Origin of the sequence: Mycobacterium colombiense CECT 3035 (assembly GCF_002105755.1) — a bacterium.
In the GTDB taxonomy this organism is placed as follows: domain Bacteria; phylum Actinomycetota; class Actinomycetes; order Mycobacteriales; family Mycobacteriaceae; genus Mycobacterium; species Mycobacterium colombiense.
Genome location: NZ_CP020821.1, coordinates 5,097,079 through 5,110,914, shown reverse-complemented (window position 1 = coordinate 5,110,914; position 13,836 = coordinate 5,097,079). Strand labels below are relative to the sequence as shown.

At 70.0% G+C, this 13,836-nt stretch carries 10 protein-coding genes and 1 pseudogene; 5 read left to right on the top strand and 6 right to left on the bottom strand.

What is annotated here, in order from left to right; genetic code table 11:
* On the top strand, nt 1–732 hold the full coding sequence (locus B9D87_RS24155; RefSeq protein WP_007773340.1) for a class I SAM-dependent methyltransferase: 732 nt from the start codon (nt 1–3) through the stop codon (nt 730–732).
* Nucleotides 733–744: 12 nt separating this feature from the next.
* On the opposite strand, the gene B9D87_RS24150 is transcribed toward B9D87_RS24155, so the two are convergent.
* Together B9D87_RS24150 and B9D87_RS24145 are read right to left on the bottom strand one after the other, a co-directional pair.
* Nucleotides 745–2,103: an HNH endonuclease signature motif containing protein gene (locus B9D87_RS24150; protein WP_007773345.1), complete on the bottom strand. Its 1,359-nt coding sequence runs from the start codon at nt 2,101–2,103 to the stop codon at nt 745–747.
* Between the two features lie 645 nt (nt 2,104–2,748).
* Nucleotides 2,749–4,206, bottom strand: a complete 1,458-nt coding sequence (locus B9D87_RS24145) for an FAD-dependent oxidoreductase (protein WP_044484063.1) — start codon at nt 4,204–4,206, stop codon at nt 2,749–2,751.
* A gap of 262 nt (nt 4,207–4,468) precedes the next feature.
* Here B9D87_RS24145 and B9D87_RS24140 point away from each other — a divergent pair, with 262 nt between their 5' ends.
* Nucleotides 4,469–5,044 (top strand): DUF732 domain-containing protein, encoded by a 576-nt coding sequence (locus B9D87_RS24140; protein WP_080598607.1) that lies wholly within the window; start codon nt 4,469–4,471, stop codon nt 5,042–5,044.
* Between the two features lie 5 nt (nt 5,045–5,049).
* Here the strand turns inward: B9D87_RS24140 and B9D87_RS24135 are convergent, their stop codons facing one another.
* On the bottom strand, nt 5,050–5,331 hold the full coding sequence (locus B9D87_RS24135) for a DUF3017 domain-containing protein (RefSeq protein WP_040630957.1): 282 nt from the start codon (nt 5,329–5,331) through the stop codon (nt 5,050–5,052).
* Entirely contained in the window at nt 5,328–6,173 is an 846-nt protein-coding gene (locus B9D87_RS24130) for a bifunctional methylenetetrahydrofolate dehydrogenase/methenyltetrahydrofolate cyclohydrolase (RefSeq protein ID WP_007773352.1), read from the bottom strand. Before B9D87_RS24130 ends, B9D87_RS24135 begins: the two co-directional genes overlap by 4 nt.
* Nucleotides 6,174–6,198: 25 nt before the next feature.
* On the opposite strand from B9D87_RS24130, the gene B9D87_RS24125 reads away from it, so the two are divergent.
* The 3 genes and pseudogenes from B9D87_RS24125 to B9D87_RS24115 all read left to right on the top strand — a co-directional run bounded on the left by B9D87_RS24125 (nt 6,199) and on the right by B9D87_RS24115 (nt 12,689).
* A complete protein-coding gene (locus B9D87_RS24125) occupies nt 6,199–7,413 on the top strand; it encodes an NADH:flavin oxidoreductase (RefSeq protein ID WP_007773353.1) in 1,215 nt (404 codons plus the stop codon).
* A 24-nt stretch (nt 7,414–7,437) separates the two neighbouring features.
* Nucleotides 7,438–10,091: pseudogene (locus B9D87_RS24120) on the top strand (FHA domain-containing protein).
* 36 nt (nt 10,092–10,127) lie between these two features.
* Nucleotides 10,128–12,689, top strand: coding sequence for an ATP-binding cassette domain-containing protein (locus tag B9D87_RS24115; RefSeq protein WP_040630961.1), 2,562 nt, complete (start codon nt 10,128–10,130; stop codon nt 12,687–12,689).
* A 19-nt stretch (nt 12,690–12,708) separates the two neighbouring features.
* On the opposite strand, the gene B9D87_RS24110 is transcribed toward B9D87_RS24115, so the two are convergent.
* Together B9D87_RS24110 and B9D87_RS24105 are read right to left on the bottom strand one after the other, a co-directional pair.
* Nucleotides 12,709–13,272, bottom strand: a complete 564-nt coding sequence (locus B9D87_RS24110) for a pentapeptide repeat-containing protein (protein WP_007773357.1) — start codon at nt 13,270–13,272, stop codon at nt 12,709–12,711.
* The gene (locus B9D87_RS24105; RefSeq protein WP_415623746.1) at nt 13,269–13,835 is read right to left on the bottom strand and encodes a GTP-binding protein; all 567 of its coding nucleotides are present in this window, start codon (nt 13,833–13,835) and stop codon (nt 13,269–13,271) included. Before B9D87_RS24105 ends, B9D87_RS24110 begins: the two co-directional genes overlap by 4 nt.
* Between the last annotated feature and the right edge of the window lies 1 nt (nt 13,836).

Here is a 13,836-nt window from a genome sequence, read left to right as displayed (position 1 = left end):
ATGACCCGCTCGCGGCACGACCGCTCCCTCTCGTTCGGCTCGGCGGCCGCGGCGTATGAGCGTGGGCGCCCCTCCTATCCCCCGGAAGCGATCGACTGGCTGTTGCCGGTCGGGGCGCGTCGGGTGCTCGATCTCGGCGCCGGCACCGGCAAGCTGACCACCAGGCTGGTGGAACGCGGCCTGGACGTGGTGGCCGTCGACCCGATTCAGGACATGCTGGAGGTGTTGCGCACCTCGCTGCCGGAGACCCGGGCGCTGCTGGGCACCGCGGAGGAGATTCCGTTGGAGGACAACAGCGTTGACGTGGTGCTGGTGGCGCAGGCGTGGCATTGGGTGGATCCGGAGCGCGCGATTCCCGAGGTGGCCCGGGTGCTGCGGCCCGGCGGCCGACTGGGCCTGGTGTGGAACACCCGTGACGAGCGGCTCGGCTGGGTGCGCGAACTGGGCCGGATCATCGGCAGCGACGGCGACGGCCGCACCCGGGTGACGTTGCCCGAGCCGTTCACGGACCTGGCGCATCATCAGGTCGAGTGGACGAGTTACCTTACGCCGCAGGCGTTGATCGACCTGGTCGCGTCGCGCAGCTACTGCATCACCTCGCCGACCGAGGTCCGCACCCAGACGCTCGACCAGGTGCGCCAGCTGCTCGCCACCCACCCGGCGCTGGCGAATTCGACCGGCCTGGCGCTGCCCTACGTCACCATGTGTACGCGGGCGACGCTGGCCGGCTGAGGCCCACTCCCGCTACCACTCGTCATCGTCGTCCTCGCGCAGCAGTTTTTCGGGGTGGTGGAAGGTGTTGGTGCGCGGTTGGCCTCGGTCGAGGTGTGGGGGTGGTTTCCATTCGGTGTCGCCGCGCGTGTTTTTGCGGGTGGTCCAGCCGCCGGGTCGCAGCAGGCGGTGGTGGGGTCCGCAGGCGAAGGTGAGGTCGTTGACGTCGGTGGTGTGGCAGGTAGCCCAGTCGGTGACGTGGTGGACTTCACTGTAATACCCGGGCACCGTGCAGCCCGGGTTTGAGCAGCCGCGGTCCTTGGCGTACAACACGATTCGCTGTCCGGGTGAGGCGAGTCGTTTGGTGTGATACAGCGCCAGCGCCTTGCCCTTGTCGAAGATGGCCAAATAGTGACGGGCATGGCGGGCCAGCCGGATCACGTCGCTCATCGGCAGGATGGTGCCGCCACCGGTCAACCCGCGCCCGGCGGCAGATTCCAGCTCTTGGAGCGTTGTCGTGACGACGATGCTGGCCGGTAACCCGTTGTGCTGACCCAACTCTCCCGACGCCAAGAGCGCGCGCAGGGCGGCGTTGAGTCCGTCGTGGTTGCGCTGGGCCGCCGAACGCGGATCGCGCTCGATGGCCTCTTCGGTGGGAGCGCCGTCCACACACGGCGTCTCGTCGAACGGGTTGCACATGCCCGGCGCGGCCAGTTTGGCCAGCACCGCTTCCAGGGTGGCGCGCAGTTCCGGGGTGATCAGCCCGCGCAGCGCCGACATGCCGTCGGCTTGCTGGTTGCCCAGGGTCAGGCCGCGGGCCCGGGCGCGATCCTCGTCGGTGAAGGTGCCATCGGGGTTGAGCGCGTTGGTCATCGCGCGGGCCAGTTCGGTGAGCTGTTCGGGACCAAACCGGCTGCCCTCCTTGGCCAACCGAGCCTCGGCCTGCTCGCGGGTCGGCATGTCGATCCAGCCGGGCAACTGGTGAAAGAATTTGCGAATCACCGCCACCTGGCCGGAGCCGAGCGCGCCGGCGCGTTGGGCGGCCGCGGTGGCCGCCAGCAGCGGCGGGAGGGGTTCGCCGGTCAGGCCGTGGCGGGGGCCTAGGTCGCGGGCTTCGTTGATGCGCCGGGAGGCCTCGGCGCGGCTGATCAGCGTGGCCTCGGTGATCGCATGGACCACTGTGCCGCCGAGCTCCTCGGAGGGGGACTGGCCGGCCAGGGAATTGATCAGCGGATGCTCGACGGCCGGCAGGCGCCGACGCTGCTGTTCGCAGCGCTGCAACACCGCCAACTGCTGGCGCGGGTTCAACGCGTCCAACGACAGCGCGCACAAGCGACCCCAGGCCGCATCGAGCGCGTCGAACACCTCGTCGACATCCTGCTGATCACCCACACCCCGAAGCTAGCCGCACCCACCGACAAATACCGGCGCCCCGACCGCCATAGATACACACTCGCGCAAATGATTTCGCAGCGATGCCGTCCGCGGTGACATCGACCGGCGCGATGGCGATTTCGGCGATCAGGAACCACCCCTCGCCGGGCGGTTGCAAAAGCTGCGCGGTGCCATCGCCGCGATTACACTTGCGGCAGTAGAGGTGGCGTTATGGTCAAGCTTTTCGCGTCCGCGGTGGTGTCGGCCGCGTGCGCTGTCGGGCTGGCTGCGCCGGCGAACGCCAGCGGCGGCTACATCGTGATGGCGGGATCGGATTCGGCCCATGCCTTCGAAACCACAGTGGGCGGGGGTCTCGCCACCCAGACTCGCATCGAGGCGTTTGCGATAAACCAATGCGCGCAGAAGCACGGCGCAACCGATTGCCGCATCCTCGCCGAAGGCGAGGGCGGCTGCGTGGCCCTCTCCGATGACGGCCCCAGCCTGCTCGGCGCCTGGGGCGCCACCCGTGAGGCCGCCGTTGCCGCGGTGATCGCCAAGGTAGGGCAGGCAGGGGCGGCCGCGGACAAGGCTTACTGCGTTGGCGACCCCGGGCTGGTGCCCCCCGGCGGGGGCCGTTCTGGACCACGCAGTAGCCGGGCGCGGCTAGAAATCCAGCCCCGAGAACATCATCCGGTTGGGGTCGTACTTCTGCCGCACGGTGGTCAGTCGCGGCAGATTCGACCCGTAATAGCGGGACGGCGTCGGGTTGGGCTCCAGGTAGTTGACGTAGCCGCCGACGGAGAACTGTTGCACCGCCTGGTGCGCGCTGCCCACCCAGGTGGTCGCGGCGCCGACCTGGTTGGCGGCGGGCTCGACATACCACTGCACCACCGCGGACTGATTGCGCCACGGAAAGGCGGTGTCGCCCGCGGCGACATCGGCCACCGCGCCACCGAGCGGGTCGATCAGGACCGAGGCCTGTCCGGCCCCCGAGGCCGGCCACTGCCCGGCCGCGGTCGCAATGGCATGGGCCGCAGCCGAAGTCATCGGCCCGATCACGTCGGACCCGGCGACGAAGCCGCGCGCCGGGCTGGTCCCGCTGCCTCCGGCCAGATAGGTGACCAGGTCCATGTGGCTGAGCGTCTTGTTGGTCACCGCGCTGGGCGCCAGCCCCACCGCGGACTTGAGGGCGTCCACCACCGCGGAGCCGGTGCCGGCCGGAGCCGTCGCCAGCACATGGCAATTCGCCTGCGCCGAACCGACCGACAGGTCGACCATCCCCCAGGCGTTCCGGTCCGCGCCCGCCAGCCAGGACTGCCAACCGGTGAGCACCTGCACCGCCGATGACGGCGGAAAGTCCAGCCGCACCAGGTCGCTGTCGGCAGTGGCGAACGTCGCGAACGTCATCGAGGTCGTCACCCCGAAGTTGCCGCCGCCGCCACCGCGCAACGCCCAGAACAGATCCGGGTTGTCATTGGCCGACGCGGTGACCACGTCGCCGCTGGGCAGCACCACCGTCGCGGACTGCAACGCGTCGCAGGTGAGCCCGGCGCGACGGGCGTCGGCGCCCACCCCGCCACCCAGCGCCAGCCCCGCCATGCCGACAGTCGGGCAGGTTCCGGTGGGAACGGCGCGGCCCGCGCCGGCCAGGGACTGGTGCACCGCATACACATTCGTCGCCGGGGTCACCGTGACGTTGTTGCCGTCGAAGTTCGCGCCGCCGGGCAGGCCGCGCAGGTCGAGCACCATGGTGCCGTTGGCGCCGGAAGCGCCGACATATGAGTGCCCACCACCGCGCGGCGCGATCTTGAGGTTGTTGGCCTTCGCGAAGGCGACCGCCTTCTGCACGTCGGCCTGCGACGAAACCCGCACCACCGCAGCGGGATTGGAGTTGTTGTAGAACGAGTTGAAAACCTGCTTGCCGGTGGAGAATTGGGATCCGTTGGCCGGCAACAACACGCTGCCACCGATCGACGAAGCCAATCCGGACCACCCGGTGGCGGGGTCCGCCGCCGCCGGTCCGGTGCCGAACACCGCTCCCGTCGCCAGCGTGACGGCGCCACGCAGAAACGCCTGACGAGAGATCCCATGGCTGGGCGGACGGCTGCGATTAGTCGTCATGCGCGCAGATTCTGGTTCATGTCGCGCCCAGAATTCCGGTGTCGCCGCCCGTGTCACATCACAGTGTGGCGTCGATCCGCCGCCCGGCCTTGCGCAACGGGGCTGCGTAATAACCGACGTCGCGGAGACCGTGACCTCGCGAAACGCATATTGTGCGAACCTTTACCCCACCGTGTCGTAAACGTGACAGTCATGGCTCAGAGTTCGTAGGCGTGATTCGAGTGCCTCAGACGCGCACTCCATGGCGGACGGGGAGGCTGGCGTGAAGGCATTTGCACGAACTCATCAATGGATCTGGGTTTTGCGTCATCAGCCCTTCACCATTCGCCTGCTGGCCGCCGCCGCCGGCCTGCTTACGGTCGCCTCGGCGTTCGCGGCACCGGCCGGAGCGAACGGGAACGGCGACGACTTCATCGACGCGCTCAACCACGCCGGCGTCGATTTCGGCGAGCCCGGCAACGCGATGTCCGTCGGCGAGTCGGTGTGCCCGATGCTGTCGCAGCCGGGTGGCAACTTCGCCGCCGTCGCGTCCAGCGTCGCCGGCCGGGGCATGTCACCCACGATGGCGCGCATGTTCACCACGATCGCGATCCAGACCTACTGCCCCGAGGAGATGGCGAACATCGCCAACGGCAACCTGTCCGGCGCCATGCCGCAGGTGCCGGGCATGCCCGGACAGATGCCAGGCATGGCCGGACAGATCCCGGGCATGGGGGGACAGATCCCGGGCATGGCGGGACAGATCCCCGGCATGGCCGGGCAGCTCCCCGCGATGACGGGTCAGGTGCCGGGGATGACGGGAATGGCCGGGCAGGTTCCGGCCCTGCCGGGGGTCTGACGCTTCTAACGGGTGCCCAGCGGGTCGATGGTCCACGCGATGTAGAACATCGCCGCCCCGACCGTCGCGGTGGTCATGAAGTCGATTCCCTTGCCGCGCACCACCAGAAGGCCGGCCCGGTCCTCGGACAACACCAGCCGCAGCAGTGCCGCCACGCCGACGCCGATCCCGATCAACAGCGAACCGCGACGCCAGAAGTTGGCCCCGACCAACGCCAGTGCCGCCGCAAAGATCAAGCCCACCAATACAATTGGCCATTGGGCCCGCAGCACGGCGCGTGGGGTCATTGCCGCTCGGCCAGCTCGACGACGTTGGTCAGCAGGAACGCGCGGGTCAGCGGGCCCACGCCGCCGGGGTTCGGCGACACGTGGCCGGCCACCTCCCACACGTCGGGGTGCACATCGCCGGTGAGCTTGCCGTCCACCCGGCTGACGCCGACGTCGAGCACCGCGGCGCCTGGACGCACCATGTCGGCGGTCACCATGTGCGGCACCCCCACGCCGGCGACGATGATGTCGGCCTGCCTGGTCAGCGCCGGCAGGTCGCGAGTTCCCGTGTGGCACAACGTCACCGTGGCGTTCTCGGAGCGCCGGGTCAGCAGCAGCCCCAGCGGACGGCCGACCGTGACGCCGCGGCCGATGACGACCACGTGCGCGCCGGCGATCTCAACGTCGTAGCGGCGCAACAGATGCACGATGCCGCGCGGGGTGCACGGCAGCGGGGCCGGGTTGTTGAGCACCAGCCGGCCCAGGTTGGTCGGGTGCAGCCCGTCAGCGTCCTTGTCCGGGTCCACCCGCTCCAGCGCCGCGTTCTCGTCCAGCTGCTTGGGCAGCGGCAACTGCACGATGTAACCGGTGCAGTCGGGATTGGCGTTGAGCTCGTCGATGGTCTCGTTCAGGGTGGCGGTGCTGATGTCGGCGGGCAGGTCGCGGCGGATCGAGGTGATGCCGACCTTCGCGCAGTCGGCGTGCTTACCGCGCACGTAGGCCTGCGAGCCGGGGTCGTCGCCCACCAGGATGGTGCCCAGTCCAGGGGTGCGGCCCGCGGCGGTCAGCGCGGTCACCCGCTGTTTGAGGTCGACGAAGATCTCGTCGCGGGTGGCCTTGCCGTCCAGCGTGATTGCTCCCACGCTGACAGTCTGGCACGCTCCCGGTATGCCTACCCCTCCGGACGTGTTCAGCCCCGCGAAGCTCGGTCCGATAACGCTGCGTAACCGCACCATCAAGTCCGCCACCTTCGAGGCGCGCACGCCCGAGGCGCTGGTGACCGACGACCTCATCGAATACCACCGGCTGCCGGCCGCGGGCGGGGTCGGCATGACCACCGTCGCCTACTGCGCCGTCTCCCCCGGCGGCCGCACCGAGGGCAACGGAATCTGGATGCGACCCGAGGCGGTGCCCGGGTTCCGCCGGCTCACCGACGCGATCCACGCCGAGGGCGCCGCGGTCAGCGCGCAGATCGGCCACGCCGGCCCGGTGGCCAACGCCAAGTCCAATAAGGCGAAGGCGCTGGCGCCGGTCCGGTTCTTCAACCCGATCGGGATGCGGTTCGCCAAGAAAGCGACCCGCGAGGACATCGACGAGGTGATCGCCGGGCACGCCAACGCGGCCCGGCTGGCGATCGAGGCCGGGTTCGACGCCGTCGAGATCCACCTGGGTCACAACTACTTGGCGAGTTCGTTCCTGTCCCCGCTGATCAACCGCCGCGACGACGAGTTCGGCGGATCGCTGCAGAACCGCGCCAAGGTCGCCCGCGGCATGGTGATGGCCGTCCGGCGTGCGGTGGAGAAGGAGGGCACACCCATCGCGGTGACCGCCAAGCTGAACATGGCGGACGGGGTCCGCGGCGGCATCAGCACGGAGGAATCGCTGACCACCGCCAAGTGGCTCGAGGAGGACGGCGGCCTGGACGCGATCGAACTCACCGCGGGCAGCTCGCTGGTCAACCCGATGTACCTGTTCCGCGGCGACGCGCCGCTCAAGGAGTTCGCCGGGGCGTTCAAGCCGCCGCTGAGCTGGGGCATGCGCATGACGGGCAAGAAATTCCTGCGCGAATACCCCTACCGCGAGGCCTATCTGTTGCGCGACGCCAAGCTGTTCCGCAACGAATTGAAGATGCCGCTGATCCTGCTCGGCGGCATCACCACCCGGGAGACGATGGACCTGGCGATGGCCGAGGGATTCGAGTTCGTCGCGATGGCCCGGGCGCTGCTGGCCGAGCCGGATCTGATCAACCGGATCGCCGCCGACGGCGCCCGCCACCAGGTGCATTCGGCGTGCACGCACTGCAATCAGTGCATGCCGACGATCTACACCCGAACGCACTGCGTGGTGACCGGCGCGCCTGACGCTGTGGGCGCTCAGAGCTAAACCACAGGGCTGCAAGCTACAGTTGTGGCGATGTCAGCACCAGCCCCGCCAGCGCTAACCGTCCATCACGAAGGATCGGAACGCACCTTCGCAGCGGGCCACGATGTAGTAGTCGGGCGCGATCTGCGAGCGGACATGCGTATCACCCACCCGTTGATTTCGCGTGCCCACCTACTGCTGCGTTTCGACCAGGGCAAGTGGCTGGCCATCGACAACGGTTCGCTCAACGGGACTTTCGTCAACGGCCGGCGCGTGCCGGTGGTCGAGATCCACGACGGGCAGACCCTGAACATCGGAAACCCCGACGGGCCGCTTTTGACCTTCGACGTCGGGCGCCACCAGGGCATGGCCGGGCGCCCGCCCCGGACCGAATCGATGAACATCCCGGTGGCGGCTCCGCCGCAGGCCGCGGCGTGGTCGGCGCAGCCGGCCCCACCCGTCGCCCCACCGCCTCCGCCGCCCGGGCGCACCCCCAGCTGGGCGGCGCCGCCGCGGCGACCGCAGCCCGCGCCGGTGCAGCGGCAAGCCTCGCCAGGCCAAACCATGTACGGGGGCGGCGGTGGACGCCCGCCCGCGTACCCGCCCGCCGCGCCACCACCGCCGCACAACGCCCCGCCCGTCGCGCACATGCCGGCCGTCTCGGGGAGCCCGCACACCCAGATGGCCCCCCGGTCTCCGCCAAGCCGCCCGAGGTGGCAAACCTGGCGACCAAGATGTTCCACGCGCTGCGCCCGTCGCGGTCCGGCGCTATCCAGAAGCCGGCCGGATCGCAGACCATCGGCCGGGCCACCGACAACGACATCGTCATCCAGGACGTCCTGGCCTCCCGCCACCACGCCTTCTTGATCCAGACGCCGCTGGGTACCGAGATCCGCGACGCGCACAGCGTGAACGGGACGTTCGTCAACGGCGTGCGGGTCGGCTCGGCGGTGCTGACCGAGGGCGACGTGGTCACCATCGGCAACGTCGACCTGGTCTTCACCGGCGACGGCCTGGTCCGGCGCACCGAGGCGGCGACGCGCACCGGCGGGCTGGAGGTCAACTCCGTCTGCTACACCGTCGACCACGGCAAGCAGCTGCTCGATCACATCTCGCTGACCGCCCGGCCCGGCACCCTGACCGCCATCATCGGTGGGTCGGGCGCCGGCAAGACCACCCTGTCGCGGCTCATCGTCGGCTACACCAGCCCGACCTCGGGCACAGTGACCTTCGAGGGCCACAACATCCACACCGAGTACGCGTCCATGCGCAGCAGGATCGGGATGGTCCCGCAGGACGACGTGGTGCACCGCCAGCTGACCGTCAACCAGGCCCTCAACTACGCCGCCGAGCTGCGCCTGCCGCCGGACACCAGCAAAGAGGAACGGGCCCGCGTCGTCGCGCAGGTGCTCGAGGAACTCGACATGACCCAGCACGCCGACACCCGGGTCGACAAGCTCTCCGGCGGTCAGCGCAAGCGCGCCTCGGTCGCCCTCGAGCTGCTCACCCAGCCGTCACTGCTGCTGCTGGACGAGCCGACGTCGGGTCTGGACCCGGCACTGGACCGTCAGGTCATGCTGATGCTGCGTCAGCTGGCCGACGCGGGCCGCGTGGTGCTGGTGGTGACCCACTCGGTGTCGTACCTGGACGTGTGCGATCAGATCCTGCTGGTCGCACCCGGGGGCAAGACCGCGTTCTGCGGGCCGCCCGACCAGGTGGAGCCCGCCTTGGGGACGCGCAACTGGGCCGACATCTTCGCCAAGGTCGGTGCCGATCCGGACGAGGCCAACCGCCGCTTCAAGGAGCGCAACCAGCAGTCGTCGCGGCCACCCACCCCGGAGAGCCCGGCGGATCTGGGCGAACCACCGCAGACCGACCTGTTCCGGCAGCTGTCCACGATCGCGCGGCGCCAGGTCCGCCTCGTCGTGTCCGACCGCGGTTACACGATCTTCCTGGCGATCCTGCCGTTCCTCATCGGCGCGTTGTCGCTGACGGTGAAGGGCCCGCACCCGGGCCTCGGCCCGGCCGACCCGATGGGCCCGGCGCCGACGCAGCCGCAGTACATCATGGTGCTGCTGAATATCGGCGCCGTCTTCATGGGCACCGCGCTGACCATCCGCGACCTGATCGGCGAGCGCGCCATCTTCCGCCGAGAACAGGCGGTCGGCCTGTCCACCACCGCCTACCTGCTGGCCAAGATCGCGGTGTTCTGCGTCTTCGCCACCGGCCAGGCGGCGATCGCGACGATCATCGTGCGGCTGGGTAAGGGCGCGCCGACGGCCCATCCCCAATTCTTCGGCAACTCCACCTTCTCGCTGTTCGTCACCGTCGCGGGCACCTGCGTGGCGTCGGCCATGCTGGGCCTGCTGCTGTCGGCCCTGGCGCAGTCCAACGAGCAGATCATGCCGCTGCTGGTGGTGTCGATCATGTCCCAGCTGGTGTTCTCCAGCGGCATGATCCCGGTGTATCAGCGCATCGGCCTCGAACAGATGGCGTGGCTGACGCCGGCCCGGTGGGGCTACGCGGCGGGCGCGTCCTCGATCGACTTCCCGTCGCTGGTGAAGGTCAAGCAGATCCCGACCAACGACCCGATCTGGCAGCACTCCAAGCACATCTTCGTGTTCGACATGTTCATGCTCGCCGCGCTGTCGATCGGCTACACCGGCTTCGTCCGCTGGCATATCCGGCTGAAACGCTAGGCCGACGCCCCAACCTCGACCCCCAACCTGGATGTGATGACTCGACCTGAGCAGCCCGTGCTGACGGCTCGATCTGACCGCTCCGAAGGTAGTTTCGCCGCCGGCCGCGACGTGGTCGTGGGCAGCGACCTGCGCGCCGACCTGCGCGTGGCGCACCCGCTGATCGCCCGCGCGCACGTGCTGCTGCGCTTCGATCAGGGGCGGTGGCGGGCCGTCGACAACAACTCGCTCAATGGCGTGTACCTGGACGGCCAGCGGGTGCCGGTCGTCGACATCCACGACGGCCAGACGATCAACATCGGCAAACCCGACGGCCCCCGGATCACCTTCAAGGTCGGCCAGCACACGGGCAGCGTCGGCCTGCTTCCGCCGACCACCAAGTCGTTCCCCGTCATCACCGCGCGGCCCGCCGCACCGCCGCCGGCCACCGGTCCGCACCCGGCGACGGCGGCGTCCCGCCCGGTCGCGCCGCCCCCTCGGCCGCCCGCGCCGCCGCGCCCCTTTCCCCGGCGCGACGCCCAGCGCCGGTCCGCCGCCCCGAACGTCCCGCCCGACCCCGCGACCCGCGCCGCACCGCAGTCCGGGCCACACTCCGCCGCGCTGAACCCGCCCACCCAGGCCGGCCGAGCCGGTGAATTCCCGACCACCTGGGCCGGCGTCCCGGGATCCGACTCCGAGCTCCGGCCGCAGCCCGGCCGCACCGCGTGGATCGGGCGCGCGCTCAACAACGACATCGTCGTGCCCGACGTGCTGGCCTCGCGCCATCACGCCTTCCTGAACCCGACCGCGACGGGCGCCGAGATCCGCGACGCGAACAGCAGCAACGGCACCTTCGTCAACGGCGTCAGGGTGGGGTCCGCGGCGCTGTCCGACGGCGACGTGGTGACGATCGGCAACGTCGACCTGGTGTTCCACAACGGCGTGCTGGTTCGCCGCCAGGAGGCGGCGACCCGGGCCGGCGGCCTGGAGGTGCGCGAGGTCAACTTCGGCGTCGACGGCAAGAACCTGCTGGAGCGGATCTCGTTCGTCGCGCGGCCCGGCACGCTGACCGCGCTGATCGGCGGGTCGGGCGCGGGCAAGACGACGCTGTCCCGGCTGATCGCCGGGTACGCCAGCCCGTCGTCGGGCTCGGTCACCTTCGAGGGCCACAACATCCACACCGAGTACGCCTCGCTGCGCACCAGGATCGGGATGGTCCCGCAGGACGACGTCGTGCACCGGCAGCTGACGGTCAGCCAGGCGCTGGGCTACGCCGCCGAGCTGCGCCTGCCGCCCGACACCAGTAAGTCCGACCGCGAGCAGGTGGTCGCCCAGGTCCTCGACGAGCTGGGCCTGACCGAGCACGCGAACACCCGGGTCGACAACCTGTCCGGCGGCCAGCGCAAGCGGGCGTCGGTGGCCCTGGAACTGCTGACCGGACCGTCGCTGCTGATCCTCGACGAGCCGACCTCCGGCCTGGACCCGGCGCTGGATCTGCAGGTCATGACCATGCTGCGGCAACTCGCCGACGCCGGCCGCGTGGTGCTGGTGGTGACGCACTCGCTGACCTACCTCGACGTCTGCGACCAAGTGCTGCTGATGGCGCCCGGCGGCAAGACGGCGTACCTCGGCCCGCCCGGCCAGATCGGCGCGGCCATGGGCACCACCAACTGGGCGCACATCTTCGCCAAGGTGGGCGCCAACCCCGACGAGGCCAACCGCCGCTTCCTGGCCCAGAACAGACCGCCGCCGCCCACCCGCACCGAGGCGCCGGCGGAGCTGGGCGTCCCGGCGCGCACCAGCAAGCGCCGCCAGTTCTCCACGATCGCCCGCCGCCAGGTCCGGCTGGTGGTCTCCGACCGTGCCTACTTCCTGTTCCTGGCGGTGCTGCCGTTCGTGATGGGCGCGCTGTCACTGACCGTGCCCGGCAGCGTCGGTTTCGGCTACGCCGACCCGGTGAGTGAATCGGCCGGTGAGGCCGGGATGATCCTGACCCTGCTCACCATGGCGGCCGCGTTCATGGGTACCGCACTGACCATCCGCGACCTGATCGGTGAGCGGCCCATCTTCCGGCGCGAACAGGCGGTCGGCCTGTCGAGCACGGCCTACCTGCTGGCCAAGGTCGCGGTGTTCAGCACGTTCGCCGTCATTCAGGCGGCCATCGCCACGGCCATCGTGGTGGTGGGCAAGGGGCCGCCGACGCGTCCTGCGGTGCTGCTCGGGAACGCCACCCTGGAGCTGTTCGCCGGGGTCGCCGCGACGTGTGTGGCCGCGGCGATGCTGGGCCTGTTGCTCTCGGCGCTGGCGCGCTCGAACGAGCAGATCATGCCGCTGCTGGTGGTGTCGCTGATGATGCAGATGGTGCTCTCCGGCGGCATGGTGCCGGTCACCCACCGGATCTTCCTCGACCAGCTGTCCTGGCTGGTGCCCTCCCGGTGGGGGTACGCGGCGCAGGGGTCGACGGTCGACCTGTGGGCGGTGTCGCCCGGCCCGCAGAGCCCGCGGGACAGCCACTTCCAGCACACGCCTGCGGCCTGGCTTTTCGACATGGGCATGCTCGCGCTGCTGACCGTCGCCTACCCGGCGCTGGTGCGGTGGCGCATCCGGCTCACCCGCTGAACGATCGGCCGGTGACGGCTCAGCCGGCCGGGCCCCCGTCCAGGCGCAGCCCGTGGGCGAGCGCGAACGCGACGGCCTGGTCGACGTCGACGCGGGCGCCGGCCAGCGAGGCCGTCGTCCACAGCGTCGGGTCCACGGTGCTGCCGCGCAGGTCCGCGTCGTCCAGGCGGGTGCCGGTGGTCCGCGCGCCGCGCAGGTCCGCACCGCGCAGCACGGCCTTGCGCAGGTCGGCCTCCACCAGGCTGGTTTCCCGCAGCCGGCAGCCGCTCAGGTCCACGCCGCGCAGGTCGATGCCGCCGAGCACGGCGAGCGTGAAGTCGACCTCGTCGAACGTGATCGGCCGCAGCCGGCACTGCACGAACACCGAGCCGAGCATGCTGCACTGTGCAAAGGTGCTGTGCCACAACGACGTCCGCCGGAAGGTGCAGTTACGGAAGGCCGAACCGCGGTGCTGCGACTCGGCGAGGTTGGCGCCGCCGAAGTTGCATTCGGTGAACACGACCCGCTCGGTCTGCAGCCGGCTGAGGTCGTCGTCGGTGAAGTCGTGGCCCTCGAATTCCTGGTCGACCCACCGCGTGGTCAATTGGCCGACAGGCTGGCCAGGGCGTATTCGCTGACCGCGATCAGGGCGTCGGTCGCCGACCGGCGATCCCTGGCGTCGATGCTGATCACCGGGATGTGCGGCGGCAGGGTCAGCGCCTCGCGGACCTCGGCCACCGGGTAGCGGGGGGCGCCGTCGAACTCGTTGACCGCGATGAGGAACGGCAGGTTGCGGTGCTCGAAGAAGTCGACCGCGGCGAAGCTGTCCTGCAGCCGCCGGCAGTCGACCAGCACCACCGCTCCGATCGCGCCGCGCACCAGGTCGTCCCACATGAACCAGAAGCGGCGCTGCCCCGGCGTGCCGAACAGGTAGAGCACCAGGTCCTCGGCCAGGGTGATCCGGCCGAAATCCATTGCGACGGTGGTGGTCCGCTTGTCCGGGGTGGCCTCCAGCGCGTCGACGCCGGTCGAAGCGTCGGTCAGCATCGCCTCGGTGCGCAGCGGCATGATCTCCGACACCGCCCCCACGAAGGTGGTCTTGCCGGCCCCGAATCCGCCGGCGATCACGATCTTGGTCGACGCGTGGGCGGCGGAATCGGCCTGCACG

Coding starts and splice junctions, on each gene's coding strand:
- B9D87_RS24135 (WP_040630957.1), bottom strand. CDS start 5,331: ATGACCCCACGCGCCGTGCTGCGGGCCCAATGGCCAATTGTATTGGTG.
- B9D87_RS24145 (WP_044484063.1), bottom strand. CDS start 4,206: ATGACGACTAATCGCAGCCGTCCGCCCAGCCATGGGATCTCTCGTCAG.
- B9D87_RS24115 (WP_040630961.1), top strand. CDS start 10,128: ATGACTCGACCTGAGCAGCCCGTGCTGACGGCTCGATCTGACCGCTCC.
- B9D87_RS24125 (WP_007773353.1), top strand. CDS start 6,199: ATGCCTACCCCTCCGGACGTGTTCAGCCCCGCGAAGCTCGGTCCGATA.
- B9D87_RS24155 (WP_007773340.1), top strand. CDS start 1: ATGACCCGCTCGCGGCACGACCGCTCCCTCTCGTTCGGCTCGGCGGCC.